Source organism: Methylobacterium sp. FW306-05-D (assembly GCF_058782155.1).
Window position 1 is genome coordinate 15,109 of sequence record NZ_JBYSXL010000033.1, and the last position, 26,236, is coordinate 41,344.

27 protein-coding genes and 1 pseudogene are annotated in these 26,236 nt (G+C 65.8%); 15 read left to right on the plus strand and 13 right to left on the minus strand.

Going from position 1 to position 26,236, the window contains the following annotated elements; genetic code table 11:
• Positions 1 to 22: 22 nt before the first annotated feature.
• The gene (locus tag AC3WLN_RS13035; protein ID WP_492481796.1) at positions 23 to 715 is read right to left on the minus strand and encodes a GntR family transcriptional regulator; all 693 of its coding nucleotides are present in this window, start codon (positions 713 to 715) and stop codon (positions 23 to 25) included.
• 633 nt (positions 716 to 1,348) lie between these two features.
• Between AC3WLN_RS13035 and oxc the strand changes: the two genes are divergently transcribed.
• Together oxc and frc (AC3WLN_RS13045) are read left to right on the plus strand one after the other, a co-directional pair.
• Positions 1,349 to 3,130 (plus strand): oxalyl-CoA decarboxylase, encoded by a 1,782-nt coding sequence (oxc, locus tag AC3WLN_RS13040; RefSeq protein ID WP_492481798.1) that lies wholly within the window; start codon positions 1,349 to 1,351, stop codon positions 3,128 to 3,130.
• 142 nt (positions 3,131 to 3,272) lie between these two features.
• A complete protein-coding gene (frc, locus tag AC3WLN_RS13045; RefSeq protein WP_492481800.1) occupies positions 3,273 to 4,547 on the plus strand; it encodes a formyl-CoA transferase in 1,275 nt (424 codons plus the stop codon).
• 101 nt (positions 4,548 to 4,648) lie between these two features.
• Here frc (AC3WLN_RS13045) and AC3WLN_RS13050 read toward each other — a convergent pair whose 3' ends face one another.
• The 4 genes from AC3WLN_RS13050 to AC3WLN_RS13065 form a co-directional block, all read right to left on the minus strand.
• Positions 4,649 to 4,810 (minus strand): hypothetical protein, encoded by a 162-nt coding sequence (locus AC3WLN_RS13050; RefSeq protein ID WP_492481802.1) that lies wholly within the window; start codon positions 4,808 to 4,810, stop codon positions 4,649 to 4,651.
• 107 nt (positions 4,811 to 4,917) lie between these two features.
• Positions 4,918 to 6,744 (minus strand): hypothetical protein, encoded by a 1,827-nt coding sequence (locus AC3WLN_RS13055; RefSeq protein ID WP_492481804.1) that lies wholly within the window; start codon positions 6,742 to 6,744, stop codon positions 4,918 to 4,920.
• Positions 6,745 to 6,810: 66 nt separating this feature from the next.
• The gene (locus AC3WLN_RS13060) at positions 6,811 to 7,092 is read right to left on the minus strand and encodes a hypothetical protein (RefSeq protein ID WP_492481805.1); all 282 of its coding nucleotides are present in this window, start codon (positions 7,090 to 7,092) and stop codon (positions 6,811 to 6,813) included.
• A gap of 272 nt (positions 7,093 to 7,364) precedes the next feature.
• Positions 7,365 to 7,772: a CBS domain-containing protein gene (locus tag AC3WLN_RS13065; protein ID WP_492481807.1), complete on the minus strand. Its 408-nt coding sequence runs from the start codon at positions 7,770 to 7,772 to the stop codon at positions 7,365 to 7,367.
• 737 nt (positions 7,773 to 8,509) lie between these two features.
• Here AC3WLN_RS13065 and oxlT point away from each other — a divergent pair.
• Positions 8,510 to 9,826: an oxalate/formate MFS antiporter gene (gene oxlT, locus AC3WLN_RS13070; RefSeq protein ID WP_492481809.1), complete on the plus strand. Its 1,317-nt coding sequence runs from the start codon at positions 8,510 to 8,512 to the stop codon at positions 9,824 to 9,826.
• Positions 9,827 to 10,585: 759 nt separating this feature from the next.
• Positions 10,586 to 10,720, plus strand: coding sequence for a hypothetical protein (locus AC3WLN_RS13075; RefSeq protein WP_492481811.1), 135 nt, complete (start codon positions 10,586 to 10,588; stop codon positions 10,718 to 10,720).
• A 313-nt stretch (positions 10,721 to 11,033) separates the two neighbouring features.
• Here AC3WLN_RS13075 and frc (AC3WLN_RS13080) read toward each other — a convergent pair whose 3' ends face one another.
• Together frc (AC3WLN_RS13080) and AC3WLN_RS13085 are read right to left on the minus strand one after the other, a co-directional pair.
• Positions 11,034 to 12,284, minus strand: a complete 1,251-nt coding sequence (frc, locus tag AC3WLN_RS13080; protein ID WP_492481813.1) for a formyl-CoA transferase — start codon at positions 12,282 to 12,284, stop codon at positions 11,034 to 11,036.
• Positions 12,285 to 12,406: 122 nt separating this feature from the next.
• Positions 12,407 to 12,835: a PAS domain-containing protein gene (locus tag AC3WLN_RS13085; RefSeq protein ID WP_492481815.1), complete on the minus strand. Its 429-nt coding sequence runs from the start codon at positions 12,833 to 12,835 to the stop codon at positions 12,407 to 12,409.
• 334 nt (positions 12,836 to 13,169) lie between these two features.
• On the opposite strand from AC3WLN_RS13085, the gene AC3WLN_RS13090 reads away from it, so the two are divergent.
• The 4 genes from AC3WLN_RS13090 to AC3WLN_RS13105 all read left to right on the plus strand — a co-directional run bounded on the left by AC3WLN_RS13090 (position 13,170) and on the right by AC3WLN_RS13105 (position 15,659).
• Positions 13,170 to 13,613, plus strand: coding sequence for an OsmC family protein (locus AC3WLN_RS13090; RefSeq protein ID WP_492481816.1), 444 nt, complete (start codon positions 13,170 to 13,172; stop codon positions 13,611 to 13,613).
• Positions 13,614 to 13,644: 31 nt separating this feature from the next.
• Positions 13,645 to 14,040: a YybH family protein gene (locus AC3WLN_RS13095; RefSeq protein ID WP_492481818.1), complete on the plus strand. Its 396-nt coding sequence runs from the start codon at positions 13,645 to 13,647 to the stop codon at positions 14,038 to 14,040.
• 38 nt (positions 14,041 to 14,078) lie between these two features.
• Positions 14,079 to 14,783 carry an alpha/beta hydrolase gene (locus AC3WLN_RS13100; protein ID WP_492481820.1) on the plus strand — a complete coding sequence of 235 codons (705 nt, stop codon included), beginning with the start codon at positions 14,079 to 14,081 and terminating at the stop codon, positions 14,781 to 14,783.
• A 273-nt stretch (positions 14,784 to 15,056) separates the two neighbouring features.
• A complete protein-coding gene (locus AC3WLN_RS13105) occupies positions 15,057 to 15,659 on the plus strand; it encodes a transglutaminase-like cysteine peptidase (RefSeq protein WP_492481822.1) in 603 nt (200 codons plus the stop codon).
• Positions 15,660 to 15,715: 56 nt separating this feature from the next.
• Here the strand turns inward: AC3WLN_RS13105 and AC3WLN_RS13110 are convergent, their stop codons facing one another.
• Positions 15,716 to 16,468, minus strand: coding sequence for a hypothetical protein (locus AC3WLN_RS13110; RefSeq protein ID WP_492481824.1), 753 nt, complete (start codon positions 16,466 to 16,468; stop codon positions 15,716 to 15,718).
• Positions 16,469 to 16,837: 369 nt separating this feature from the next.
• Here AC3WLN_RS13110 and AC3WLN_RS13115 point away from each other — a divergent pair, with 369 nt between their 5' ends.
• A complete protein-coding gene (locus AC3WLN_RS13115) occupies positions 16,838 to 17,206 on the plus strand; it encodes a hypothetical protein (protein WP_492481826.1) in 369 nt (122 codons plus the stop codon).
• 118 nt (positions 17,207 to 17,324) lie between these two features.
• Here the strand turns inward: AC3WLN_RS13115 and AC3WLN_RS13120 are convergent, their stop codons facing one another.
• Entirely contained in the window at positions 17,325 to 17,759 is a 435-nt protein-coding gene (locus tag AC3WLN_RS13120) for a hypothetical protein (RefSeq protein WP_492481828.1), read from the minus strand.
• Positions 17,760 to 18,049: 290 nt separating this feature from the next.
• Positions 18,050 to 18,292, minus strand: a complete 243-nt coding sequence (locus tag AC3WLN_RS13125) for a hypothetical protein (protein ID WP_492481830.1) — start codon at positions 18,290 to 18,292, stop codon at positions 18,050 to 18,052.
• A gap of 230 nt (positions 18,293 to 18,522) precedes the next feature.
• On the opposite strand from AC3WLN_RS13125, the gene AC3WLN_RS13130 reads away from it, so the two are divergent.
• Both AC3WLN_RS13130 and AC3WLN_RS13135 read left to right on the plus strand, forming a co-directional pair.
• Positions 18,523 to 18,765, plus strand: coding sequence for a PilZ domain-containing protein (locus AC3WLN_RS13130; RefSeq protein WP_492481832.1), 243 nt, complete (start codon positions 18,523 to 18,525; stop codon positions 18,763 to 18,765).
• Positions 18,766 to 19,006: 241 nt separating this feature from the next.
• Positions 19,007 to 19,567: a hypothetical protein gene (locus AC3WLN_RS13135; RefSeq protein ID WP_492481834.1), complete on the plus strand. Its 561-nt coding sequence runs from the start codon at positions 19,007 to 19,009 to the stop codon at positions 19,565 to 19,567.
• A gap of 147 nt (positions 19,568 to 19,714) precedes the next feature.
• Here the strand turns inward: AC3WLN_RS13135 and AC3WLN_RS13140 are convergent, their stop codons facing one another.
• Together AC3WLN_RS13140 and AC3WLN_RS13145 are read right to left on the minus strand one after the other, a co-directional pair.
• On the minus strand, positions 19,715 to 21,112 hold the full coding sequence (locus AC3WLN_RS13140; protein WP_492481836.1) for an O-antigen ligase family protein: 1,398 nt from the start codon (positions 21,110 to 21,112) through the stop codon (positions 19,715 to 19,717).
• Between the two features lie 562 nt (positions 21,113 to 21,674).
• A pseudogene (locus AC3WLN_RS13145) lies at positions 21,675 to 22,118 on the minus strand (efflux RND transporter permease subunit); the annotation flags it as partial.
• Here AC3WLN_RS13145 and AC3WLN_RS13150 point away from each other — a divergent pair.
• The 3 genes from AC3WLN_RS13150 to AC3WLN_RS13160 all read left to right on the plus strand — a co-directional run bounded on the left by AC3WLN_RS13150 (position 22,119) and on the right by AC3WLN_RS13160 (position 23,431).
• Entirely contained in the window at positions 22,119 to 22,472 is a 354-nt protein-coding gene (locus tag AC3WLN_RS13150) for a sensor histidine kinase (protein ID WP_492481864.1), read from the plus strand. It abuts the pseudogene before it with no gap.
• A gap of 271 nt (positions 22,473 to 22,743) precedes the next feature.
• Positions 22,744 to 22,893, plus strand: a complete 150-nt coding sequence (locus AC3WLN_RS13155) for a hypothetical protein (RefSeq protein WP_492481838.1) — start codon at positions 22,744 to 22,746, stop codon at positions 22,891 to 22,893.
• A gap of 70 nt (positions 22,894 to 22,963) precedes the next feature.
• Positions 22,964 to 23,431, plus strand: coding sequence for a Ros/MucR family transcriptional regulator (locus AC3WLN_RS13160; protein ID WP_492481865.1), 468 nt, complete (start codon positions 22,964 to 22,966; stop codon positions 23,429 to 23,431).
• A 58-nt stretch (positions 23,432 to 23,489) separates the two neighbouring features.
• Here the strand turns inward: AC3WLN_RS13160 and AC3WLN_RS13165 are convergent, their stop codons facing one another.
• A complete protein-coding gene (locus AC3WLN_RS13165) occupies positions 23,490 to 24,491 on the minus strand; it encodes a helix-turn-helix domain-containing protein (RefSeq protein WP_492481840.1) in 1,002 nt (333 codons plus the stop codon).
• 846 nt (positions 24,492 to 25,337) lie between these two features.
• Between AC3WLN_RS13165 and AC3WLN_RS13170 the strand changes: the two genes are divergently transcribed.
• Positions 25,338 to 26,189, plus strand: coding sequence for a hypothetical protein (locus tag AC3WLN_RS13170; RefSeq protein WP_492481842.1), 852 nt, complete (start codon positions 25,338 to 25,340; stop codon positions 26,187 to 26,189).
• The last annotated feature ends 47 nt before the right edge of the window (positions 26,190 to 26,236 follow it).

Here is a 26,236-nt window from a genome sequence, read left to right on the forward strand (position 1 = left end):
AGCGCAACCGCTTTGGGCGTCGTCAGTCGAGGTAGTCGCCATACTTCTCGACATGCCGGGCGAGGCCCAGGCCATGCTCGCGCACCAGTCGCTCGGCACGCTCGGCATCCCGCGCTTCGAGCGCCTGGATGATCTCGACATGCTCCTTGATCGAGTTCGCAGCCCGGTCCCCCTGGCGCAAGGCGGTGTTGCGGATGCCGCGGACATGCATCAGCAGGTTGCTGGTGATGTCCTTGATCACGTCGCAGCCGCCCAGCGAGATAATCTTCTGGTGGAAGCGGATATTGGCGTCCGAGTACTCATCCATATGGTCGGTGGGGCGCCCCTCGTAGAACTCGGGGAAATGCACCCGCAGGCAGCCGAGTTGCTCGTCGGTGGCGTGCGAGCAAGCGAGCCGTGCCGCCATGCTTTCCAGGGCCGACCAGGCCTGGATCATGGCGACGATCTCCTTCTTCGACTTCTTGATCACGAAGACGCCGCGCCGGGCCTCGAACCGGACGAAGCCCTCCTGCTCCAGCACCGTAAGGGCTTCGCGGACCGGCGTCCGGCTGACACCGAGATCCTGGGACAGCTTCCGCTCGTCGAGTCTGACCTCATCGCGCTGGCTGTAGATATTCATGTTCGTGATGGCTTCTTTCAGCGCATCGTAGGCGAGCGCACGCAAGCTCGACGTCGCTGCCAGCGGCTTGATCTGAAAGGTCGTGGACTCAACCATGCTTACACCTGGAACGATCGCTGGGACGCTGACGCACCGCCAATTTGGTCTGGAACATGCCGAACCCGCTTCCGGAACACAAGGAAACCTCAGCGATTGAGCCGGGACAAGATTTGAATATCCCCCCTGCAACAACAACATAGCTGCGTCGCCTCACCAAGCTGTGACGACTCGGGGGTGACTCAAGCTGAGCCGCATCATCCATTTCGTCCAACGCCGCGTACTCGGCCCGACCCGACGGCGAGGATGGAAGAGGCCTCACGCCCGGACCAGATCTAGTTTGACACTTGGTATTTGGTATGCCACCATTCTTGGACTGGCAACCGTCCGATCGGGACTAGCGGCACTGTATCCAGCACAATCCTCGGCTCAGATCGTTTCGCAACGCACGCCAAGCGTCAAGTGATCGCTCCGACGCAGACTGTTATAATTCCGTATTTTTCCAGTCTCATAAAGCTGAATAACTGACCAGAAAAGATTCAATCGGTAATATTCCGAATTTTGAATCTCGGTCCGGGCTACAAATTCTAAATCTTTCAGAACGCGATCCCGTCCGCATCTGCCCTACGAGCCCCTACACGATCAAGAATGGCGCGCCATCCAACAAGAAGCGCCCGAATTGGAGGAAACATCATGGATAGAACCGCTGGCTCCGAATCCACGCAGGCCGTCCACGACGTCGCCACCGGCGTCGGTGTCACGTCCGATCATACGGGCGAGCAGATCGACGGCTTCCACCTCGTCATCGATGCGCTGAAGCTCAACGGCATCAACAACATCTACGGCGTGCCCGGCATTCCGATCACTGATCTCGGCCGTCTCGCGCAGGCTGCCGGCATGCGTGTCATCTCCTTCCGCCACGAGCAGCACGCTGGCAATGCCGCCGCGATCGCGGGCTTTCTCACCAAGAAGCCCGGCATCTGCCTGACCGTTTCGGCGCCCGGCTTCCTCAACGGCCTGACAGCCCTGGCGAACGCGACCACGAACTGCTTCCCGATGATCCTGATCTCCGGCTCCTCCGAGCGCGAGATCGTCGACCTGCAGCAGGGCGACTACGAGGAGATGGATCAGCTCGCCATCGCCAAGCCCCTGTGCAAGGCCGCCTTCCGCGTGCTGCACGCCGCCGACATCGGCATTGCCGTCGCGCGCGCCATCCGCGCCGCTGTCTCGGGTCGTCCTGGCGGCGTCTACCTCGACCTTCCCGCCAAGCTGTTCAGTCAGGTCATGGACGCCGAAGCCGGCGCCAAGTCGCTGGTGAAGGTGATCGACGCGGCGCCTGCACAGTTGCCGGCGCCGAGCGCCATCACCCGGGCCCTCGACGTGCTCAAGGGTGCCAAGCGTCCCCTGATCGTGCTTGGCAAGGGCGCAGCCTACGCGCAGGCTGACGAGGAGGTCCGCAACCTCGTCGAGCGCAGCGGTATTCCTTACGTGCCGATGAGCATGGCGAAGGGTCTTCTGCCCGACACCCACCCGCAATCGGCCGGTGCGGCCCGCTCCCTCGTCCTGAAGGAAGCCGATGTCGTCCTGCTGGTCGGCGCGCGCCTGAATTGGCTGCTCTCACACGGCAAGGGCAAGACCTGGGGCGCACCGGGCTCCAAGAAGTTCATTCAGATCGACATCGAGCCGAAGGAGATGGACTCGAACGTCGAGATCGTCGCCCCGGTGGTCGGCGATATCGGCTCCTGCGTCTCCGCTCTCCTCGATGGCATGGGCCAGAACTGGCAAGCACCTCCCGCGGCCTGGACCGATGCGATCCGGACCAAGAAGGAGGAGAACCTCGCCAAGATGGCCTCGAAGCTGAAGAAAAACTCGGCTCCGATGGACTTCCATGGGGCGCTCGGCGCGCTCCGGACCATCATCAAGGAGCGGCCCGACGCGATCCTCGTCAACGAAGGCGCCAACACCCTCGACCTCGCCCGTGGCATCATCGACATGTATCAGCCGCGCAAGCGCCTCGATGTGGGTACTTGGGGCATCATGGGTATCGGTATGGGCTTCGCCGTGGCCGCTGCCGTCGAGACCGGCAAGCCGGTCCTCGCGGTGGAAGGCGACAGTGCCTTCGGCTTCTCCGGCATGGAGGTCGAGACGATCTGCCGGTACGATCTGCCGGTCTGCATCGTGGTTTTCAACAACAACGGCATCTATCGCGGCACCGACACCGATCCGACCGGGCGCGATCCCGGCACGACGGTGTTCGTGAAGGACTCCCGCTACGATAAGATGATGGAGGCCTTCGGCGGCGTCGGCGTTCATGTCACGACCCCGGACGAACTCTCTCAGGCCGTCAACGCAGCGATGGATTCGGGCAAGCCCACTCTGATCAACGCAGTGATCGACCCCTCCGCGGGAACGGAGAGCGGCAATATCGGTAGCCTGAACCCGACAAGCACAGTGGTCCGCAAGAAGACCGCTTGAGCCGAAGTCACCGGCTTCTCCGGAGATGGATTTCATCCCCGGAGGCACCGCACGCGGGCGGCCTCCCGGAGGCCGCCTCGCGCGCTCCGTAGAGCGGTTCCGAAAACTGCGCTGAAGTCTCCCGGATAGGTGAGCCTGTGCCATGAAAGCCCTTGAAGGCGTCAAGATCCTCGACTTTACCCACGTCCAATCGGGTCCGACCTGCACGCAGTTGCTGGCTTGGTTTGGCGCCGACGTGATCAAGGTCGAGCGGCCGGGCGTGGGCGATGCTACGCGCCAGCAGTTGCAGGACATTCCCGATGTGGACAGCCTGTATTTCACGATGTTGAATCACAACAAGCGCTCGATCACCCTCGACACCAAGAACCCGAAGGGCATCGAGGTGCTCTGGCGCCTGATCGACGAATGCGATGTTCTGGTCGAGAACTTTGCGCCCGGCGCGCTTGCCCGGATGGGCTTGACCTGGGAGGCGATCCACGCCGCCAACCCGCGCATGATCCTCGCCTCGGTGAAGGGGTTCGGCCCTGGTGCCTACGAGAACTGCAAGGTCTACGAGAACGTGGCGCAATGCGTCGGGGGCGCCGCCTCGACCACGGGGTTCCGCACCGACATCCCCATGGTGACCGGCGCCCAGATCGGCGATTCCGGTACCGGTCTTCACTTGGCCTTGGGCATCGTCACTGCGCTCTACCAGAGGACCCAGACCGGCCTTGGCCAGCGGGTCGACTGCGCCATGCAGGACGGCGTTCTCAACCTGTGCCGGGTGAAGTTGCGCGACCAGCAACGCCTCGAGCGCGGCCCTCTGCCGGAATACAGCCAGTTCGGCGAAGGCATACCGTTCGGCGACTCGGTGCCGCGTGCCGGCAACGATTCCGGCGGCGGCCAGCCCGGCCGCATCCTCAAGTGCAAGGGCTGGGAGACCGACCCGAACGCCTACATCTACTTCATCACGCAAGGGGCGGTCTGGCCGCAGATCTGCGACGTCATCGGCGAACCGGCCTGGGCGACCCATCCCGACTACGCCACGCCGAAGGCTCGCCTGCCGCACCTGAACGAGATCTTCACCCGCATCGAATCCTGGACGATGTCGAAGACCAAGTTCGAGGCGATGGAGATTCTCAACGCCCTTCACGTGCCGTGCGGCCCGATCCTCTCCATGAAGGAGATCGCGGAGGACGAATCCCTGCGCAAGTCCGGAACCGTCGTGGAGGTCGATCACCCCACGCGCGGCAAGTACCTCACGGTGGGCAACCCCATCAGGCTCTCGGCGAGCGAAACCGAGATCACCCGGTCGCCGCTTCTGGGAGAGCACACCGAGGAGATCCTCACCCGAGTTCTGGGATACTCGGAAGCCGAGCGCCTCAAGATTGCCGAATCCGGCGCGATCGGAGCCGTGCGGAAGATCGCCGCCGAGTAGCAGCGCCTCTGAACCCGGTCTCTTCTCCCACCTTGCGCGGCCTCGATCTCGACGCCGCGCTTCCTTTTTGAGCGGACCGGTCCTTCGGACGATCGATCGACTCAGGCGACCCCAGCGAAGCGGCCGTTCCCGGCGCCGACGACCACCTTGTTCTGGCCCTCGACCGACCCGATGTCCTGCGAAAGCCAATCGGCGAGCTTGACCACCAGCACGATCTGCAGAGCGATCAGGGCGAAGGTCGTGACGAGGATGGATGCGAGCACGGACGATCTCCTGGCGCCATATTGCGATGCAACCCTGTCATGCTGCGCCGCAAATTGACAGCTGGTCACCCGAGATTTTCCAAGGCCTTACGCCTTCGTGAACGTCGTCAGGTCGGCCATGCGGTCACCGTACCCTCGCCCCAGGCACCGAGGGTAGATGCTCCGCTGACACGCAGGGTTTCGCTGAAGTCCGCGCTCGCGTCAGTCGACGGGAGCACACACAGGGTGGACAGCACCCGGTGCACAACCGGGCTCTCCTGCGCGAGCGATGGCAGAAAGCCGGTGAGGCATCCATGGTCAAGGCGTGCGAGCACACGTCCAGTCGCATGGTCGGCGAAGCGGATCGTGGTCATTCGACGCAAACAATCCCGCAGGAAGCGTAACTCACCGGGCGCCTCCCCGGCTGGCACGCCGATATAAACTGCCGTCGGGTCGCGCGCCTGGATGTTGATCATCTGATAACGATCGATGTCGAGCAGAACCTTGACGTCGAGGATGTTCATGACGCCGTTCGCCCCGAAGGCGACGGTGCGAGGCCGCTGCCCCTCCGCGACGCTGTTGTCCAGGAATTCAAAATGGACCTCTTTGTCGGGCCTCAGAACCCAGGTGAAGAACAGCCGCGGCATACCCGTATAAGCCTCGACGTTATGCGCCAGCAGGTCTTCGACCGCCTTGTAGCGGCCGAACTGTTCGCCGCGCCTCCAGGCGCGCTCCACTGTGGCGTCGGGCGGCGTGATCATGAACTGCATGTAGACCTTACGCCCGAAGCGGGTGAGAAGTTGGCTCCCCATTTCGGTGCCGGGATTGATCGCGAAGCTGTCGAAACGGAACCGGTCGATCAGAAGATGAGATGTCCGCCCGGCATCAGCCTTGCGCGCCATGTAGCCGTCGAGCTTGCTGTCGACGATCTCGACTTCGTGGCCAGTCAGCGGCCCGGCATAGCGCCGCTCAGGTCCAAGGCTGTCGTAGTCGAGTAGGAATTTGCGCCAGACATCGGGCGTAATGAGCGCGAAGTCCGACCAGTTGAGTCCCACAGCCTCGACCAGCGCACGCTGATAGGGGCGAATCGTACTTTTGCCCGAGGCGGATGAGCCCTTGACGTTGAGGATCACCGGGGCGGCCTGCGGCTTGAGCCGGGCGTAGCCGTGCCGCACCACCACCGCCTGAATCCACGGATCGATCATCTCGCCGAGTGCGACGCTGCCGTAACCATTCGACACGAGGATGCCGGCGAGCCTGCCGAGAAGTACCTTGTCGCGAATGAGGAAACCGCGCCGGCCGACCAGACTTGTGACGACGCGGCGAAGTGCTGCGCAGGCTGCCATGCCGAGAGTATCGTCGGCCGCGACAGCTCGAGCCTGCCAGTCCTCGAGATGCCGCTCCGCCCGGCGGATGGGATCCGAATGCTCGAAAGCCCGACGGTCCGTCAGCGGGTTGCACATAGGCCAGAGACGAAGCCAAGACGCCCGCTTCGGTACCTCGGCGCACGAGCGCCGCTCAGCCAACATTGCAGCAATCTCACCGTCGAGGAGCGCGGCGGCGGTGGCGCATATCTCCGCGTGGCGAGCGGTGATCTCTCGGGCATGGTCGGCGATGCCCTCGCTAAGGATAGTGGAGACGATCGCGCGAAAGTTCACGCCGAGATCGCCGTAGGTCTGTCCCATGGGCACGGAGAGATCCGCCATCACGCGGATCAGAACCTCATGGATTACCAGCCGATCAGGCCGGAAACGGACGACTTGGGTCAGCGGTAGGCCGCTGACATCGCTCATCTCATAGGCGTCAGCGAGGGTAGTTTCGACGTTCTCGGCGCGGAAGACTGTGGCGAGGGGCAGGACCGCGCGCGGCAGACTCGACTCGATGCCAGGATTCCAGGCCCCATAGCCGTCCGCATCGGCGGCCTGTCGAAGATCTGCCAGGGCACGGCCAGTCATGCCGAAGCACTCCGCATTGAACGGACCGAAAAAACCCTCTTCCGGATGCCGGCCGGACGCCTTCGCTCAGGCGACCTGAGGTTCCTCGATCGTCTCGAGGCGAAGCTGATACTGGTCGCCCCAAAGATCAGCCGCCTTCTGGTACCAAGCCGCATCGAAGTACTTGCGACAGCAGAACTCACTGGTCCAGATGCAGACGGCGATCAGGCGGCCATCGACCACCTTCACATGACGGCTGATCAGCCCGCTCGTAATCCCCGTCGATGGGCACACGTCGATGCTGGTCATCCCGTAGCTATTCTCGCCGCTGAAGATCACTGGGCAGTCGAGGATTGCCAGGAAACGCATGGGATTCACTCCTTCAACTCCGTCACCACGGGTGGCACCCTGCCATTGCTACGAGCGGGGATGGGCGCAGGCTCGTTTGAGCCAGCCTTGCCTCGCTCAACATCAAGGGCAGCAAGAACCTCGTTTCAAATGCCTTCCGCGCCAAGGCAGTGCAACCCAATAGGTTCTACGACTAACATGTGCACGTTTTGCTATCGGAGAGCTCGATGCAGTACAGTAGATAGCAAAATTTTCCAAGACCGACGGCACAAATCCCTGGAAGAAATTCTTCATCAGGCAGCCGATGCGTGTGGAGCCTCCGCGAGACAATCCCAAATACTCTGAATTGAGTGTAAACTGAGCCCATCCATGATCGCGATGTGGTTGGTCTTGTGCTCGCAAAACAACTGCAATCGGTCCGCTGGCGGGGTTCGGACATCAGCCGTCACGAATTCCGGCGTGGTCAGCATCCACACGAGGCTATCGAGGATCTCCAAGCCGCCATCCGTCATGGCACGGAAAATCTCTCTCTCCGTGAGTATTCCGATAAGTGAACCAGTCTCGTCGCAGGCTCCATCGACGACGATCAAAGCATCGACATCCGCCGCAGAGAGAACGCGCATCGCCTCGCGCACTGAACGGTTCATACGGATGTAGCGCACGCGAGAGGCTTCATTGCCAGGCTTCAGGCTCGCGCTCATAGCGCCACTCCTCCACCTTGTGACATCTTCGTTGAAGAGCATTGGTATACAGAATTTCAGGAGTCAATGCGCATTCTGAATTATCGTGCAAATATGTGAAACAGATCCGCCGGATTGTCGTCCCGGTCTGCCGCGGACGCTTGGCACGAAATCCTCAGGCAACCCAACAAAACCACTGATTTGATTTGGATTTATGTTGCGGTGCAGCAAGATACTCCCTAGTTACTCGGCCGGAACTGCAACCACGGCGATTATCTGCTTTCGTCGTGCAGGATGGCCGACACGGCACAAGCGCTGCCAAATTTGCATTATCCATCAGGACGCAAGGGGTCAACGCTGCCTAACACACTTTGAACAAGCTCGAATCCGCGCCGAGACAACGTCGGCGTCTGGCGGAAACGCTGCGCGAGCAGGAAACACGCTGAGGTATGATAGAGGGCCATTGTTTATTATGCTCAGAGCTTTGATCGATCCCATAACTCGACTGAACGTGCGCCTGGGGTGCCTGACGGGGGACTATCTGCCTAGGAAATATCGCTGGCATCCGCCTAATACGCTGCACTGCAGAATAGATTTCTTGAAAACCGGCCCTTGACGATCAGTTCGACGCGAGAGAGGCTGGTATTCCACATACCAAGCCGGCGATAAGTCCGGCGGTCAACGGCCCCTTAGTGCGGAATCGGACGCAGAGCCGATCGTGCATCTCGTTCCAGCAAGAGCCTACCGGAGGAAAAGCTATGTCGAGGGCGGACACCACAACCGAGCGCGTATCCGACAGTTATCGATGGGGACAGCTCGTCATCGGCGTCATCTGCATGGTGATGATTGCCAACCTGCAATACGGCTGGACGTTTTTCGTCCCCGACATTCAGAAGAAGTTTGGTTTCGATCGCGCCGCGATTCAATGGGCCTTCACACTATTCGTATTGTTCGAGACTTGGCTGGTGCCGGTTGAGGGTTGGTTCGTCGACAAATACGGCCCGCGGGTCGTGGTGCTGTTCGGCGGCGTACTCTGCGGCATCGGCTGGGTGATCAATTCCTACGCAAGCACTCTGAATATGTTCTATCTTGGCCAAGTCATCGCCGGCATTGGCGCAGGCGCGGTCTACGGCACGTGTGTCGGCAGCGCCCTGAAGTGGTTTCCGGACAAGCGCGGTCTGGCTGCCGGCATCATCGCCGCGGGCTTCGGCGCTGGCTCGGCCCTCACCGTCGCGCCGATCCAGTGGATGATCGCCGATCACGGCTTCCAGGCCGCGTTCTTCAATTTCGGCATCGGCCAGGGTCTCGTTGTCGCCGTGCTGGCGTTCTTCTTTACCTCACCGAAGAAGGGGCAGGTCCCGGACGCCACCGTCAATGCCAATGTAATCCAGACCCGGCGCAACTACACCCCTGGTGAAGTCGCCCGTCAACCGATCTTCTGGCTGATGTACTTCATGTTCGTCATCGTCGGCGCCGGCGGCCTGATGATCACTGCCAACTTGAAGCCGATCGCTGCCGATATCGGCGTCGACAAGGTGCCGGTGACCATCATGGGCATCACCATGGTCGCCATCACCTTCGCGGCCACCATCGATCGCGTCCTCAACGGCCTCACTCGTCCGTTCTTCGGCTGGGTCTCGGACAAGATCGGTCGCGAGAACACCATGTTCGTCGCCTTCGCCATGGAAGGCTTCGGTATCTACATGCTTTACCTCTGGGGCCATGATCCGCTGTGGTTTGTGCTGCTCTCGGGCTTCGTCTTCTTCGCGTGGGGCGAGATTTACTCTCTCTTCCCTTCGACCTGCACGGATACGTTCGGCACCAAGTTCGCTGCGACCAATGCGGGCCTGCTCTACACGGCGAAGGGCACCGCCGCGCTCCTGGTCCCGGTGGCGAATTACCTGCAGCAGGCGACCAACAGCTGGGATGGGGTGTTCCTGGTAGCCGCCGGCGCGAACATCCTCGCCTCGCTCCTGGCCATCGCGGTGCTGAAGCCCTGGCGCAAACGCGTCGTCGCGCAGGCTCTCGCCGTCTCCGACGAGGCCAAGCCGGCCCCGCGCATCATCACGGCCTGACGGCCTGACCCAACCAGCCAGGATGACCCGCGGGGGCCGGACACCAAGTCCTGGCCCCCGCGCCCGTTTCAATTCCACCCGATCGCCCCGGAGATCTCCGATGCCCCCGATCTGGCGCCCGATGAGTACGGCTCCGCAATCCGTCGCGCGGGTCTGGCTCAATCACCTGACCCTCGGGCCGATTCTGGCCGAGGGCCGACCCGGTCGCTGGTACGCGCCGAGCGCAGCTCGCCAGGTCTGGCGCTGGTACCGCCCAGCCGAGCCGGATGCCCTCGAGCCCTTCAGCGGTTGGCTTCCCTACGAAGCGCTGGGGGACCTTCCCGCTGCGATAGACACCGACACCGCGCCTCGTTCCCCCGTCGATGACACGGCTTGCCGTATGGTTCGGGCCTCGATTGCACGCGGATGAGCACGGAAGGCTATCTTTGATGCCCATTCAGATCACCTCTGGGCAAGAAATCCGCTGATCGCAGCACATGCCCCGAAGGGCGCGACAGCACTTTACGTGAGATGTAGCCATACGAGCTAACGTCTGGGTCGTGACCGTCAGAGGCACGGTCTTTCATCACCGTCTCCTACGACCGTTTTCCGGCCGGTATCCGATTGAGACTTCTATGATGTCCAGTCGCTCCCCCCTACCGGTCGCGGTGACAGCGGTCCAAACATGGCCTCCCAGCACCGAGGGACCGCGACCGCTCATGTGGTGGGCATTCCGCGTGCGCGAGATGAATTCCACGCGCTTCGGCACAAGGACGATTGGTGGGTACAGCGGTCGCGCCCGGGCATCGCTGCGCGTCGAAGGAAGGCTGGAACTTCCTTGTGGCGTCCACCGATGCGGACATGCTGATCCTTGAGGAGCGGGATCGGCACCTCGACGTCATGATTTGCGTCTGAGCGCAGGACCTTCGGTTCACGATCACGGTGTGGTCGTCACGTGCAGTGCCGTCGATCGCTTCGACATGCTTCCGGTGGCGCCATTTCACAGGCTGATCGTTCGCCACGATCTTAGGAGCGTGCGACGTCGGCTTCAGGACGTAGCCCCAGCCCTCCGGCCTGGAGCGATCGTAGCTTTCGGCAGAGGATCGACCTCGCCGGCGGATACACCGAAGTTCCACGCCCCAAACGAAAAGAGACGGCGCACCTTTCGACGCGCCGTCTAACAGTTCGTTCGCAGCCCCCCAGGGGGCGGCTGCCGCCTCACGCTGCCTCAGACGGCGCGGGCTTGGTGGAGTTGCTCGATCTGCTGCTGGGTGTAGCCGAGGTCGAGCAGGACCTCGTCGGTGTGCTCGCCAAGCAACGGCGAAGCCTTCACCTCGACCTGCATGTCGGAGAATTTGATCGGGCTTCCGACGGTCAGGTATGAGCCGAGCTTCGGATGGGGCACCTCGACCACGGTGCCGCTGGCGCGCAGCGACGGATCGTTGGCGATCTCCTTCATCGACAGCACCGGCGAGCACGGGATGTCGAACTTGCGCAGGATGTCGACGGCCTCGAACTTGGTCTTGTCGGCGAGCCAGGCCTCGATCGTGCCGAAGATGTCCATGATCTTGTCCTGGCGGGCGCGGGCCGTGTTGTAGGCCGGGTCGTTCTCCCATTCCGGCTTGCCGATCGCCTTGCAGATCGGGGCCCAGGCATGGCCCTGGATCGTGAAGTAGATGTAGGCGTTCGGGTCGGTCTCCCAGCCCTTGCACTTCAGCACCCAGCCCGGCTGGCCGCCGCCGCCCGCATTGCCGCCACGCGGCACCACGTCCGAGAACTCGCCATGCGGGTATTGCGGATACTCCTCGAGATAGCCGAGGGCGTCGAGGCGTTGCTGGTCGCGCAGCTTCACCCGGCAGAGGTTGAGCACCGAATCCTGCATCGAGACGGCGACCTTCTGGCCCTTGCCGGTCTTGTTCTTCTGGTGAAGCGCGGTGAGGATGCCGATGGCGAGGTGCATGCCCGTGTTCGAGTCCCCGAGGGCGGCGGCGCTGACGGTGGGCGGGCCGTCCCAGAAACCGGTCGTGGAGGCCGCACCGCCGGCGCATTGCGCCACGTTCTCGTAGACCTTCAGGTCCTCGTAGTGGTGGCCGTCCGAGAAGCCCTTCACCGAGGCGAGGATCATGCCCGGGTTGAGCTCCTGGATGCGCGACCAGGAAAAGCCCATGCGATCGAGGGCACCGGGGCCGAAGTTCTCGACCATGACGTCGGACTGCTTGATCAGGTTCTCGAGGACTTCCTTACCCTCAGGGGTCTTGGTGTCGAGCGTCAGAGAGCGCTTGTTGGAGTTCAGCATCGTGAAGTAGAGCGCATCAGCATCCTCGACGTGGCGAAGCTGCGTACGGGTCACGTCGCCGGCCCCGGGGCGCTCCACCTTGATCACGTCGGCGCCGAACCAAGCCAAGAGCTGCGTGCAGGCCGGGCCCGCCTGGACGTGGGTGAAATCGATGATCTTGATACCCTCGAGCGGCTTGCTCATCGTGGCGTTCTCCCTGTTGGCTTAGACGTTTGTCGGAGTTCGAAGCATGCCCGGTCGATCCGGGTTCTGGGTTGGCCGGGCTCCCGTCGTGAGCGGTCCCGGCGTTATGTCGCGCGTCCCCTTCAGGCGACGCGGGATTCGAGGTCTGCGAGGCGGCGGCGCAATTCGCGCTCGTCGTTCCAGCGCTGGGTTTCGTCGCGGATGATCGCGGCGATGCCCGTGACGGCATTGTCGGGCCCGTGAATCAGCCCGACGGTGAAGGCGATGGAGAGCGTGTGACCATCCTTGTGTATGGCCGGTACGCGCAGGACGTCGGCGCCGTACTTGGTCACCCCCGTCTGCATGGTCTTGGCGTAGCCCTCCCAGTGGCGCCGGCGCTGTCGCTCCGGCGTGATGAGATCGAGAGGCTGACCGATCGCCTCCTCAGCCGCGTAGCCGAAAATCCGCGTCGCAGCAGGATTCCAGACAGTGATCGCACCACTCGGGTCCGACACCACGACGGCATCGCCGGCCGCCGCCACCAGCGCGGCAAAATCGATCGGGCTCGTCATGCGCTGACCCCCATCCCCCCTGTCCAGGCTGCGGATGCCGTCTCCGCCTTGCGCCTCACCGACGCTGCGGGCTCGATTCTCGGGCGGGACGGCACTCATCCATCGGCATGGAACACTCCTCTCCTGATCCGTCGGGCGTGAAGCCGTCCGGTAGCGTTGCGAGGACTTGATTTTTTCAGTGTCTCAATCGTTGGTATTTGGTATGCCAACAAGGACAAGGTGTCAAATCGCGGGGGCCTCGTCAACCGGTCGTCGGAGCCCGAGCCGCGCCGACGGCGTTCTCGAACCAAACCGGTACGTCGCGGGCAATGAGAACCGGCAGGGGAGAGCCGCCATGGGTCCAGGCCCGAGCATCACGATCACCCAGATCGAGGGCTACACGTTCGCGATCGATTTCGGTGGAATCCTGCCCCACTTGGTGGTCGACGAGGCCGTTCCCATCGGCAACGGCGACGGCCCGTTTCCCGAACAGCTTCTCGTCTCGTCGGTCACGAATTGCCTCTGCGCCAGCCTCGTCTTCGCCCTCGGCAAATACAAGCAGGAGGCCAACGGCATCCGGGCCGAGGCGCATTGCGAGGTCACCCGCAACGCCGAGAACCGTCTGCGCATCACCGGTATCGCGGTCTCGATCAGCCTCGGGGTGACCGCCGATGCCGTGCCACGCATCGATCGGGTGCTGGAGCAGTTCCAGCGCTTCTGCACCGTCTCCGAGAGCGTTCAGACCGGCATCCCCGTGTCGGTCTCGGTACGCGACGGCGCCGGCACGCTTCTGATCTGAACCTCCCAGCGTCTTCCAGGAAGGATTCGCCATGACGACATCGCCCCCCGCGTCCAGCGACAGCGCACCCCTTGCCCACGAGCCTGAAGACCTTGCCCGTCTCTTCAACGAACGCGCCAATGCGGGCGACGTGGACGGTCTCGTCGCCCTCTACGAGAGCGAGGCGGTGCTGGCCGCCGGCAAGGTCGTGGCCACCGGTCACGCCGAGATCCGGCAGTTCTATGCCGACCTCCTGGCTCGCAAGTCCGATTTCCCCGCCGCCGAGACCCTTCCGGCGATCAGAAATGGCGATCTCGCCATGACTTTCGCGCGGCTGCCGAACGGGACGATCTCCGCCGAGACCGCGCGGCGTCAGGCGGATGGCGGATGGCGCTGGCTCATCGACCAGTTGAAGATCAAGCCGCTCCCGGCGGACAAGACCGGCTGACGGCGCCCACCGATGCTCCCGAGACGCAGGTTCCCCGCATGATCGATCCCCGCCTCGCCGGCCGGCTCGCCTTCGCGCACCGCCTCCCCACGAAGGCCCCCCTGCCCCCGGGCCGCCACGGCCTCGGCCTGTGCGCCGAACGCGATGCGATCCTCGTGGTGCCGGAGGGGATCGACCCGCGCCGGCCGACTCCCCTCGTCGTGCTGTTTCACGGCGGAGGCGGCAGCGCGGAGAAAATTCTGCCGATGCTGGAGGCACATGCCCAGGCCCGGGGGTTCCTGCTGCTGGCGCCCCAGTCGGTGTTTCCCACCTGGGACCTCGTGATCGGCGGCCACGGCCCTGACCGCGAGCGGGTCGACGAGGCGCTGGCCGAGGTCAGCAGTCGCTACCTTTTGGATCCGACACATCTGGTCTTCGCGGGCCATTCCGACGGCGGCAGCTACACGCTCTCCCTCGGCCTCGCCAACGGGCACGTGGTCACCCACCTCCTGGTTTCCTCCGCCGGCTTCCTTTCCGTCCACCTCCAATCGGGCGCGCCGCGCATCTTCCTGTCGCATGGGACGCGCGACGAACAGATCCCGGTCGACCGTAGTGCACGTGTCCACGTCACGCGATTGCGGGAGGCCGGCTACGACGTCACATCCGTGGAATACGACGGTCCGCACGCCTACGATCCGGCGGTCGTGGCGCGGGGCGTGGACTTCGTCCTGGCCGAGGCCGACCCGCCGGACGGAGCGGCCTGAACGCCGGGTGACGTAAACGACCCTCCCCGGTGTCGCGCGCCGGCCGCCGCCCGATCCCGGCGTTTCCTCGATCGTAACCCTGTTGGACGGTTCGGGCGTCGCGGCCGTCGGCGGCCGAAAATTCTTAAGGGTCCGGACCTAGGCTTCCCTCTCGCATGGAGGGGGGACCGGTCGTCGCTCCACCGTGCCCGTCCGCCTCGGTGGAGATTGGGTTTGGCACGGCGTGGATCTTCGCTTCGATCGAAGCCGGCGGGCGGGCTGTCCGCGGCTCTGATGCTCGTCGGTCTCTGGATCTTCGGCATCGGCGACGCCGCCGCCCGGCCGGAGAGGCCGGACGACGCGAGGGATCAGCCGAGGCCGGCGGGTTCGATCCTCGCCGGACGGCCGGCCTTCGCGCCCTTCGCCTACCTGCGGTTCTGCCAGCGGGCGCCCCGGGACTGCACGCCGGACGGACAGGACCAGCCCCTCGACCTCACGCCGGCGCGGCTGAAGGAGCTGGCCTCCGTCAACGAGGCCGTGAATCAGCGGATCGCCCCCAAGGCCGGTCTCTCGGAGGCCGGGGCCTGGTCCCTGACGGCCCGCCAGGGAAACTGCAACACCTACGCGCTCCAGAAGCGGCACGAACTCCTCGCGCGCGGCTGGCCGATCGGGGCCCTGTCGCTGGCGGTCGTGGTCACGCCCGAGGGCGTCGGCCACCTCGTCCTCGTCGTCCGGCACGCCTCCGCCGACCTCGTCCTCGACAACCTCCACCCGGACATCCGGCCCTGGACGCAGACGGACTATCACTGGACCAAGATCCAGGCCGCCGGGAACCCGGACACCTGGCTCGACGTGCCGGCCTCCGCCCGCCGCGTGGCGCTCGGCTACGCGCGCTAGCGCATCCGATCGGCGGCCCAGCCCCCGCCGAGGCGTCGATCACCGCGCCGCGGCGCTCAGAGCCAGGGCCGGTCGGGCTTGACCGCGACACCCGGCATGCGGATTTCGACGCCGAGCCGCCTCAAGGCCTGCTGGAACTTGGTCTGCCAGAGCACGGACACGCCGGCCGACCGGGCGATGAGCAGCGTCTGCAGGGCCGGCTTCAGCGACAGGAACGTGGCCACGGATTCGTCGACGAAGCGGCCCTCGAGGAGTTCGACGAATTCGGCGACAGCGCGGTCGCGAAGGTCGGGCGGCATCGATCCATAGCGCTGGAGGACGAGGCGGTTGCGCTGTGCCGCGATCCAGCCTTCCCGGGGCGCGAAAGCGTAGGAGTTGCGCAGCTTCTGGAAGGTGGCCTCGGTCACGCCGGTGCTGTTCATCTCGATCCAGGCCAGGGTCAGCCAGCCGAGTCCGTCGCGGGGATAGCAGGCCAGCAGGTTCCGGCTGCGCCGGTCGAGTTCCCACAGCTCGACGTCGATGCCGGTGATGTCGGCGCGCTGCATCAGCGCGCCGGCCAGTTGCGAGCGGACGACCAGCCAGTGGCGCATCCGGCGCCCCGCGCAGACGGGGGACGCCTTGTCGCGCCGGTTGGCCTGCGCCCTCAGGGTCTCGATGTCGAAATGGTGCCCCCGCAGGATCGACATCGCCGTCGAGGCGCCGTTGTCGGGCGCGAGGGCGACGGCACGAAGCTGAAGGACGGCGCCGACGATCGCCGCCACGCAGAGGCAGCGGATGACGGCGGCGAGGCCAGCACCGGAGCTCATCATTCAGCGGCGTGCCCCAACCATGACGCTCTCGATAGTGAACGGGCCCGGCGACATCAAGCCGATGCGACCTCGGTCGGCATTATCCCGCAGACCCGCCGTGGGAAATTCTGGAGAGCCGGTCCAGGGCCTCGCCACGGGCGGGCGGGACCGGTCCGTTCCCTCGGCCGCCGGCAGCGGGCAGGACCGTCTCGCGTCGCCCGCACCGGCAGCACCGCCCTGCCCCGCACCGCCATCGCCGGCTCGCGGGGGTGAAGCGTCACGGGTGCTCTTCGCCGGGACCGCGCCGGAGCCACTGACTTTAATCCGATCTTTACGAGATTTCGCTTCAATGAAAGCAGACTAGCCGCGTCAGACCAAGGTGCATGCGTGATGGAACCCGCCCAGAAACCTGTTCCCGTCGATTCGATCGATCAGGAGGCGGACCGTATCCGGAACATCTTCAACACCTCGTTTCCGCATGCGAGCGACGATCTGAACCGCCTGATTCCGGAAAACTTCACCGGGACCCTGTCGCGGCGCAGCGATCCCGCCGCCCGGACGGAAGCCGACGAGTTCGATTGGTCGATCACGCTGGCCAACATCGAGGCGATCGTCGACGCGAACAATGCCAGCCGGACCCTCGTCGCCGATGCCGAGCGACGGGCGGAGATCGCCGAGGCCAAGGCCAGGGAGGCGATTCACTGGCTCCGCCTCCTGCACGAAGCCGTGCTCCGGGGCATGCCGGGTCCCTCCGCCTAGGATAGCGGACCGCCGCCCCCGACCGACGGCCGCGCGGTGCCTCCGGTCGCTCCGTGAGGCGGCGTCGCGCGGGCGCGCCCGGCGCGTCCGTCCCGGGCTCACGCATTCCATCTTGGACTCACGCGCCCGGATAGGGCCCGTGGAACAGGTCCCCCATCGCCTTGCGGCGGAAGAGCGTGCGCCAGCGCCTGCGGCGATGCTCCGGGCGATCGTGGATCAGGTGGCAGCGCTGGCAGAAGGCGGCGAGATTCCGGCCGGCATTGTTGGCCGTGTCGTGGTCGCGGTGCGCCGTGGCCAGGACGACCCGGGTGGTGCGTACCGTGCCGAGCAGGTCGTCGGTCCCGAGGGCGACGGCGATGCGCCGGCCGGCGCCGTCGCGCCAGGTGTCCGCGTCCCCGTCCCACCAGCGCCCGTCGCCGAGATGACAGACGATCCGGCGATGCGGGCGCCCGCAGCCCTCGCACCGCCCCCGCGCCCGCCGGAAGCGGATCACCGCCGAAAGTTCGGGCCAGTCGATCGGGTAGAAGGCGCGGTCTTCGCGGCGAATCGGCATGGGCGCCTAGAAACCCGCCGGTCGCCGGGCTGGCAAGCCTCCACCACACCGGCAAGCCTTCGGGGCCGGCAAGCCTTCGGGGCCGGCAAGCCTTCGGGGCCGGCAAGCCTTCGGGGCCGGTAAGCCTTCGGGGCCGGCAAGCCTTCGGGGCCGGTAAGCCTTCGGGGCCGGTAAGCCTTCGGGGCCGGCAAGCCTTCGGGGCCGGTAAGCCTTCGGGGCCGGTAAGCCTTCGGGGCCGGTAAGCCTTCGGGGCCGGTAAGCCTTCGGGGCCGGCGCGGCGCGCCCGGCCCTTATCCCGCGTGGCTCGACGGAGCCTGCCACGCGACGCCGGGATGCTCGCGGACATCGCCCGGCGCACTGCCGGTATCGGCGTCGCTGGCCCAGCCGCTCGGCTCCGCGACCTCCAGGATCTCGTCCTCCGGATAGGCCGCCTCGAGGAACAGCCGGGCTTCGCCCTCCGCCGCGGCCCGCACGGTCACCAGCGGCTTCGTCCCGCCCGCGGACCGGATCTTGGCGATGAACAGCTTCGTCATGTCGGCCTCCCGGGCGATCCTGTCCCTACACAGAGGGCGGTATCGGCGAACAGCAAGGGATCGATCGCCCCTTCGGGACAGCGATGGCGATCCGTCGCTCGATGTCGCGGCGGTCTGCGCGGGCATCCTTGCGCCGTCGTCCCCCGGGCGACGGCGCACTACCCAATCTTAACGCGTCCCGGGCGAAACGATGCGCGTGGAAGGGCGGATCGCCGAGGAAGGATCGGACGATGCAGGACAGGCGATCGCACGAGCGCGCAGCGCAGTTCGGAAGCGCGCGCATCCTGATCGATTTTTCCGGTTCCGTGAGCTGCGCCCTCCTCGATCGCTCGGAGGGCGGGGCGCGGCTGAAGGTCGTGAGCGTCCTGGGCATCCCCGACCGCTTCACGCTGCAGATCGGCGCCGAGCACATTCCCGCGCGGGTCGCCTGGCGGAGTCCGGCCGAGGTCGGCGTCGCATTCGAGGAGCGTTGAGCCGAAGAGCGTCGGCCCGAGGGACGGCACCATCGGCTCTCGCGCCGGGCCGGGATCTTGCGCCGAGCCAGGGTCTCGCGCCGCGTCGGGTCTTCTCCCCCCCGGGTGCGAACGGAGGGCCCGCCGGGGCGCCGCCCGCACCGCCGCATTTCCGGTCGGGGTGCAACCACTCTCTAACGTTCCGGGCGCCATGCTGGCGGCCGTGATCGGCCCGGCCTGCGCGATCGGTTCATCGAGGGACATGTCTCAGCCATCGAAACGCCGCCTGTTCCTCGAACGGGTCTCCTGCCGGACGTCCGGACTGGCGCTGCAGCCCCTCAGCCTCGAGGCCGAGTTCACCCGTGAGCACGTCGACATCGCCTGCCAGGCCCTGTCCCTGAAGCTGGCCTCCCTGGTGGAAGTGGACGACGACGGCAATTACGCGTTTCGGATCACCCGGCCGGGGATGCTCCTCCTCGACGGACAGGTCGAGGCGGCGGCGGCCCTGATCGATCGGGGGCTCGGGATTCGCCGGATCACCGCGCCGCCGCCCTGGGGCCTCATCGGCAGCAAGCTCCGCCCGGGGGGACCCGGGATGTCGCTGAAGGGAAGCGGACCGCGCGCCTACGCGACACAGCTGATCCTGGCCGTCGCCTCCGGACACGCGATCGTGCAGGGCGACATCGTGCGCGGCAATGCGAACGCCCCCCGGGCCGGTGGCGCCGGTGCCGGCGGCGAGCCGCCGCGACGGGGCGAACGGCTCGGCACCTCGGCGCCCATCCGCGAATGGGGCTGGAGCAGGGATCGGGATCGATCCCCCTGACCGGCCGCGGGCCCGGGCTTCTCGCCTCCTCCAGGCGACTCGCCTCCAAGCGTCTCCCCAGCGTCTCCCGGCCTCGCGGCGGCCTCCGCCCCGGGCCTTCTCCCGTGGCGGGGCTCTCCGCGCCCGGGCCGTCCGGAGCGGCGGCCCTCAGGCCGGCGCGGCCGAGGCCGCCCCGGCGCCGACCCGCGCCGGGACCGGCGGCTGACCGGGCGCCGGCCTGTCGACGCTCAGGCGCCGGGATCGTCCGAGCCCGCAGCCCACGATGGCGGCGAACACCACGGCGTAGCCCGGGATCTGCAGGGAGAAATCGACCATCGAATGCAGGGTGCCGAGCCCCCCGACGCTGAGCGCCGCGACCACGACCGACCGGTCCCGCCCCCGGCCTCTGTTGCGGCAGACGCGCCAGAGGGAGACGATCGCCGCCCCCCAGAGCGCGCAGAGGACGGCCAGGACGACCAAGCCCCACTCGACGGCGATCTCCAGGGGCGTGCTGTGGGCGATGTCCCAGACGCCGAACATCCCCAGGGCCTCGCCGCGATAGGGCGGAAAGGCCGCCTCGAAGGAGCCGGCCCCGTGGCCGAGCCAGGGGCGATCCGCCACCATCGCCAGGGCGATCCGATACATCTCCAGGCGGCTTGGATCGGCGAAGCCGTGGCTCTGGACGCGCTGACCGACCTGGCCGCCCCAGGTCTCGATCAGGACGAGGCCGGCGACGACCGCACCCAGCGCGATCCGCTTCCGATAGCGCCAGACCGTGACGTAGGTGGGCAGGAGGAGGATCAGGGTCAGCGCCAGGGCCGCCGCCGTCAGCACGAGGCCGGCGCGGGAACCGGTGAGCGTCACGGCCGCGAAGCAGGCGAGACATCCGGCGATGGTGGTCGCCCGCCAGAGGCGGCGGCGCAGCCGCGTCGAGCCGGACCAGGCCCGGAGCGCCAGGATGAGCCAGAGGACCGCGACGCTGCCGAAATACGTCGCGGCCGTGTTCCGGTTGACGAAGGGGCCCGTCAGGTTTCCGACATAGGCCGTCTTCGCGGCCCAGAGCACGCGATCCGGCTCGAGCTCCAGCTGGACGATGCCGATCCCGGCGTAGAGAAGCCCGGACCAGGCGATCACCTGGAAGAGCCGCGTGGCGGCCTCGCGATCCAGCCCGATCGGCAGGGCCCGCAGCGCCGTCAGGGCGAACAGGAGGGACGGGCCGAGGGTGTCCCACGGCAGGGTCGCGATGCCCGAGGCGCGCGGCGGCAGCGTCCGGTCGATCTGCGGGGCGACGGCGGCCCAGATCGGGTCCGGCGCGATGAACCACGGGTCGGGCAGGAACTGGAGAAGCGTGACGGCGAGGACGACCAGGAGCGACAGCACGATCCAGGCCGCCGGCCGCCGGAGGGGCGGCAGGGTCCGGCCCCACGGGGCGCTCAGGCAGCTGAGCGCGGCCGGGATCAGGAACAGGCCGGTCCAGAGCGGCTCGATCGCGCCGAACGGCAGGGGCGCCGCGGCCACCACCAGGTACAGGAGCCCGCGCGAACTCCAATCAACCGCCTTCAGCACAGGGCCCGTCCCGGATCACCACGTTCGGCGGATCGAAGCCGACATCCACCCGCGCCACCCTGACGTCCGAGGCCGATCCCGCGCAAGCCTCCGCGTGCCTTCCGCGCGCGAGACCGCGCGCGAGAGGCCCTCGGAACCCGCGCCCCGGCGGCGGATCGGCCGGATGCCGGTCCGCCGGAGCGAAGCAAAGACCGTCGGTGAACGAAGAAACCCGCCGCGGCCGAAGCCGGGCGGGCATGGGCGTGAGACCTAACGGTTGATCGGGCGTCGACCTCAACACGTCGATCTCACACGACCCGCAATCGATTCGCAGCAACAATCCAGCAACAGGCGCGAAAATCCCGCCCGAATTGCTCCGGGCGGGTGAAGTTGACGACTCCCAAGCTTCAGGAGGTTCCCAATAGACGCGCGACCACCGCACAATCATCCGCTGCGCGGGCCGTTTCGACAGTGCCCCGTGCAGCTCCGGATCATCCCGGCCGACGCGGCGCGTGAGATCGCGCTCATGACCGGAGGCTCGGTGCAGGGCGGCCTCGCCGGGGAGCGACGGCGGGCGCGCATCCTAGAGATCGATGCGCGGCGGCCGGTCGCGCCGGGCGGGCGTGACGGGTTCGGGGGCCCGGCGGCGGCGGCAGGGCAGCCGGAGATGCGCCAGGTGGGGATAGAGCGTCGGCAGGACCACCAGTGTCAGGAGCGTCGCGGTGACGAGTCCACCGATCACCACCGTGGCCAGGGGGCGCTCCACCTCGGCGCCGGCACTGGTCGAGAGCGCCATCGGCAGGAAGCCGAGGGTCGCCACGAGGGCGGTCATCAGCACCGGCCGCAGGCGCATCTCGGCGGCCCGGGTCGCCGCCTCGCGCGGATCGAGGCCGAGGCGCTCCAGGTCGCGGATGTAGCTCGTCAGCACCACGCCGTTGAGGATGGCGATGCCGAAGGTGGCGATGAAGCCGATGGCCGCCGAGACCGAGAACGGCAGGTCGCGCAAGTAAAGGGCGGCGATGCCCCCGTGGCGTCCGGCTTCGGTCCGGTCGACCTGCGCCTGGTGGTGAGCGAAGCGGGGGAGCTGTTCGCGCCGCTGGCCGAGGAGAAGGGGGTCGCCCTGGTCCTGGACGTCGCGGATGGGTTGCCGCCCGTCGCGGGCGATCGCAGCCTGATCTTCGAGGCGGTGTCGAACCTTCTCGACAACGCCGTCAAGTTCACGCCCGCGGGCGGCCGGGTCACCGAGCCCATCGGCGTGCCGCACAAGCACTGCGCGGCTTCCTGCATCAGTCGCGGTTCGCTGCAATGGTACTGCAGGGCCGAACAGACCTGTTCGTTGAACTGTTCGACGGCACCGCCCGAGATGGGCTGCCTTGAATGAAGAGGACTGAACGGCGCGGCCGATGCGGGCGCGGCGCGATCGGCGAGCCGCCTCCCGGGTCCTCCATCGTCGGTGGCGGACGAGCGCGACCTTGAGGGTCTGGAGGAAGGCCTCCATGGGAGCGTTGGCGTAGCGGAAGAGCCGCTGGGGAAGACTTCGGTTTGAACTCGGGGGTGAACCCGCGTCTCGTCTTGGCCATCGAACACCGTCCCCGCCCGGAACGAGCGGATCGGAGGTGTCCGTGAAACCGGGGGGAGGATCAGATCCGCCAATGGACAGCGGGCCGTATCCGCTCAGCCGGATCGATCACAGCTTCGGCCTGCTCGACGCCGTCGCGGTGTGGCTCGGCGGCGCTGAAATCACCGGTTGCGGCGATGTCTGCCCCAATAGCCTCGGCCGAAGGCCATTAATCGGATCGTAACCAGAGCGATGGCTCATGGAAAGTGATAAAGGTCCAGTTTGACTTGAAATAGATGGAGATGATCATCGATATGTCTGATGGCGCCACTCAGGAAACTCCCGATCTCATCGCAATCACTGGCGACCTCGTCAGTGCCTACGTGTCGAACAACCCGGTTCGGCCGACCGATCTCCCAGACCTGATCCGCAGCGTTCACGCCGCTCTGACCGGCCTCGTCACCGGCGCCCCACATGGTGCCGAAGACGTCGCGCCCGAGAAGCCGAGCGCTTCGCAGATCCGCAAATCCGTGACGCCGGATGGGATCGTCAGCTTCCTCGATGGCAAGACCTACAAGACCCTGAAGCGGCACCTGGCCGGTCATGGGCTCGATCCGCAGAGCTACCGGCAACGCTACGGTCTTCCGGCCGATTATCCGATGGTGGCTCCGGAATACGCGGCGCGTCGCTCTGAACTGGCCAAGTCCATCGGCCTCGGGCGGGCGGCCGATCGCACCGACGTCGAGCAGCCCAGAGGCAAGCAGCGCACCAAGGCGGCATAGCTACGGATGCTGCCGCGGCGAATTCACCCTTCGTGGCCCGGCAGACTTCGCCGAAGGATCAGCGCTGGCCGAGTCGTTCGTACCAGTCGTGCGCCTGGGCGGGGGACCGCTCGAACGTCAGAGCCGAACGACCAGGATAGGCGTGGCGCCATTCGCGAGGCGCCACGCCATAGCGGCTTCGAAAGGCGTGGCTCAGATGGACGAGAGTCCTGAACCCGAATTCGCCCGCCAAGCGCGTGATCGACCGCGTTTCCAGCGGGTCCTCCAACGCCGTGCGAATTGCCTCCAGCCGCTTCTCCCAAACGCGGTGCATGACCCCGCCCGTCCGCTCGAACGCGCGATAGAGCGAGGTCCGTGACGTTCCCAGACGTTCGGCAAGCCAAGCGGGAGAGAGCTCGGATGAGGGCAGGTTCAGGTCGATCAGGCGCTCGGCCATCGCCACCAGGCCCGCGTCGAGTTCGCGCCCCTGGAGAACGTCCGAGGCCGAGGATCCGTCGAGGAGGCGCCGCACGAACCCGGTCAGCTCGGCCGCGACATCCCCGATGTCGTCCATCCGTGTCGACGGAAGAAGCCGATACAGCGCATGCAGGCGCGCGAGCAGCAATCTATTGCGCGCCGGATCGAAGAACATCGGGATGCGCTCGATCTCGATCTCCGCCAGGAGCCGGCGAGGGACTGTCAGCCCGATCGCGCTGGAGCGCGCGCCCCGCGCATCCAGTTCTCTCCCCATGTCGGCAGCCATCACCCTGTTCCGCTGCTGCAGCACCGCGCAGCCTGCGATCTCGCCCGTCAATCCTCCCGAGACGTAGAGCATGAACGTCAGGTGATCGGGGGTCACCGCTGCGTGGCGGCGGTCTCGGATCATGCGTTGCGGCGTGAAGACCATCCGGCTGGCGAGGATGTCGCCGAGCATCGTGCAGGAGAGATTGCCGCGCGGTGGCGCGGCCCCCTCACATTGCTCGACCCGGATGATCGGGGCCATCAGATCCCGCCATGATGCAAACGCATGGGCCGGATCAAGACCATCGGTATTGAAGTTCAGGGTGGGAACGATGGTCATGCGGCTTGCAGAACCTCGGATCGTCGGATTGATCGAGTTCTAGTCAAGAGCGGTCCGACAGTCACGGCTCGAGCCGTGTTTCGGCTGGGGAAGATGCAGCATCGTTCTGCATTCACGAAAGCGGATCGATCACCTTCCTTATCTGCTGGAGCCCCGTGGGCCCGAAGTTTTGTCTTCGCATCGACAGGCGTGATCCCGGCAGTCATCGCCCTCGCGACGGTCTGTCTCTCGAGTACCGAGGCACGAGCCCTGGCTGCCGCCGCGACGGACCAGTCCTTCCGTTCCTCGACAGGGCGATGCTGCAGGGCCTCGATCGCCTTGATCGCGACAGATCTGATCCAAGTCAGTCGTTCAATGCGTCGGGGAAATCAACGCAATCCTCGCGCGGCCCGTCAGCCCGCCGCGTCGGTCGTCGATGCGGGTCGGCCCGAAGTCGCCCGAGCCGGGCAGTGGACGGGTCCGCTCACCACCAACCGAGAGGTTGCTCTCGACGCTGCTTCCGCCCGGCGGCGCAAGGGTCGCGGAGTTGCCGGCCTCGATACTGAACAGAATTCGAATTCCGCGATTTGAGTCTTGATCGGGACAGCAAAATTCCGTCCGACATCATCCGCCAAGCGGGAAACAAATCAAGGGATCTGCTCACGTTGACCGGCCGGTCTGAGAAGTCGGCTCCGACGACGGATGAGTCATGTTTACCACCTTCCGATGATCGTCGGATGGTCTTGGACTGCGCGGTGGCAATCCTGTGCCATCCAGAGCTATCGTCTTCGGGCACTGCCTTCTGCGCCTCGTTCGACCGCGCCGGCGGACAGGTCGTGGGGGCATCCCGCCGCCGGAAGGACAGCCATGACGCGCATCTCCACCCTCACGGGCTTCGCCCTCTGCCTGACACTCGTCGCGGCTCCTGCGCTCGCGAAAGGTGAAATCCCCTTCGAGAAGGCCAAGGGCTGGGACATCGAGCGGTCCGCCCCAAACGCGAAGGCGCAGACTTGCATGATGAGCAAGTCGTACAAGGATCCAGCCGACGACAATGCGGAGAACGGACTCGTTTTCATCCTGTCCGACGGACAGGCCTACATCACGTTCGTCTACGAGCACTGGACCTGGGACAAGGACGAAAAGGTCCGCGTGCCCCTCCTCCTGGACAAGAAGGTTGCCATCGCCAAGACAACCTGGACCGGGGATGGGCAAATTCTCAGCACGGTTTTGCCGGACAGCATCGTTCCGAATCTGCTTGCCGCCAAGAAGATGGTCCTGAAGCTCGATGGGGCGGATGCGGACTTCGACCTTGCGGGTTTCCCGGAGGCCTACGAGAGCCTGCGCCGTTGCGATGCCACGCCGGCCAAGGTCGTCGCGGCACCGGTCGCGGCACAGCCCGCGGAGGCGCGCATCAAGGCCTTCTTCCTCGGCGCCATGTTCGAGGCTGCGATGAAGGAATGCGATGTCCCCACGACGGGCAAGCAGCGTGCCGCGTTCGGGGAAAAGCTCGCCGTCCTGCGCAACGAGATGGGCCCGCTCGAGGCCGAGCTTCAGGCCGGCGTCGACAAGCGCCCGGAGCCCCGCTGCCCGCCCGCGCAGGACGCACCGAAGCTGCAGCGGAGCATCCAGGACTTCATCGACAAGACGCCGGAGGATTTCATGGTGTCGGTGGAGGCCCGCACTGCGGACGCCGAGAAAGCGCAGACCGCCAAGCCCTGATCCGACGGTCCCCCTTCCGCGAATCCGGAGGGGGCACCGTCGGCCGC

Coding starts and splice junctions, on each gene's coding strand:
- AC3WLN_RS13035 (WP_492481796.1), bottom strand. CDS start 715: ATGGTTGAGTCCACGACCTTTCAGATCAAGCCGCTGGCAGCGACGTCG.
- oxc (WP_492481798.1), top strand. CDS start 1,349: ATGGATAGAACCGCTGGCTCCGAATCCACGCAGGCCGTCCACGACGTC.
- frc (WP_492481800.1), top strand. CDS start 3,273: ATGAAAGCCCTTGAAGGCGTCAAGATCCTCGACTTTACCCACGTCCAA.
- AC3WLN_RS13055 (WP_492481804.1), bottom strand. CDS start 6,744: ATGACTGGCCGTGCCCTGGCAGATCTTCGACAGGCCGCCGATGCGGAC.
- AC3WLN_RS13060 (WP_492481805.1), bottom strand. CDS start 7,092: ATGCGTTTCCTGGCAATCCTCGACTGCCCAGTGATCTTCAGCGGCGAG.
- AC3WLN_RS13065 (WP_492481807.1), bottom strand. CDS start 7,772: ATGAGCGCGAGCCTGAAGCCTGGCAATGAAGCCTCTCGCGTGCGCTAC.
- oxlT (WP_492481809.1), top strand. CDS start 8,510: ATGTCGAGGGCGGACACCACAACCGAGCGCGTATCCGACAGTTATCGA.
- frc (WP_492481813.1), bottom strand. CDS start 12,284: ATGAGCAAGCCGCTCGAGGGTATCAAGATCATCGATTTCACCCACGTC.
- AC3WLN_RS13085 (WP_492481815.1), bottom strand. CDS start 12,835: ATGACGAGCCCGATCGATTTTGCCGCGCTGGTGGCGGCGGCCGGCGAT.
- AC3WLN_RS13090 (WP_492481816.1), top strand. CDS start 13,170: ATGGGTCCAGGCCCGAGCATCACGATCACCCAGATCGAGGGCTACACG.
- AC3WLN_RS13095 (WP_492481818.1), top strand. CDS start 13,645: ATGACGACATCGCCCCCCGCGTCCAGCGACAGCGCACCCCTTGCCCAC.
- AC3WLN_RS13100 (WP_492481820.1), top strand. CDS start 14,079: ATGATCGATCCCCGCCTCGCCGGCCGGCTCGCCTTCGCGCACCGCCTC.
- AC3WLN_RS13105 (WP_492481822.1), top strand. CDS start 15,057: ATGCTCGTCGGTCTCTGGATCTTCGGCATCGGCGACGCCGCCGCCCGG.
- AC3WLN_RS13110 (WP_492481824.1), bottom strand. CDS start 16,468: ATGATGAGCTCCGGTGCTGGCCTCGCCGCCGTCATCCGCTGCCTCTGC.
- AC3WLN_RS13115 (WP_492481826.1), top strand. CDS start 16,838: ATGGAACCCGCCCAGAAACCTGTTCCCGTCGATTCGATCGATCAGGAG.
- AC3WLN_RS13120 (WP_492481828.1), bottom strand. CDS start 17,759: ATGCCGATTCGCCGCGAAGACCGCGCCTTCTACCCGATCGACTGGCCC.
- AC3WLN_RS13125 (WP_492481830.1), bottom strand. CDS start 18,292: ATGACGAAGCTGTTCATCGCCAAGATCCGGTCCGCGGGCGGGACGAAG.
- AC3WLN_RS13130 (WP_492481832.1), top strand. CDS start 18,523: ATGCAGGACAGGCGATCGCACGAGCGCGCAGCGCAGTTCGGAAGCGCG.
- AC3WLN_RS13135 (WP_492481834.1), top strand. CDS start 19,007: ATGTCTCAGCCATCGAAACGCCGCCTGTTCCTCGAACGGGTCTCCTGC.
- AC3WLN_RS13155 (WP_492481838.1), top strand. CDS start 22,744: ATGGACAGCGGGCCGTATCCGCTCAGCCGGATCGATCACAGCTTCGGC.
- AC3WLN_RS13160 (WP_492481865.1), top strand. CDS start 22,964: ATGTCTGATGGCGCCACTCAGGAAACTCCCGATCTCATCGCAATCACT.
- AC3WLN_RS13165 (WP_492481840.1), bottom strand. CDS start 24,491: ATGACCATCGTTCCCACCCTGAACTTCAATACCGATGGTCTTGATCCG.
- AC3WLN_RS13170 (WP_492481842.1), top strand. CDS start 25,338: ATGACGCGCATCTCCACCCTCACGGGCTTCGCCCTCTGCCTGACACTC.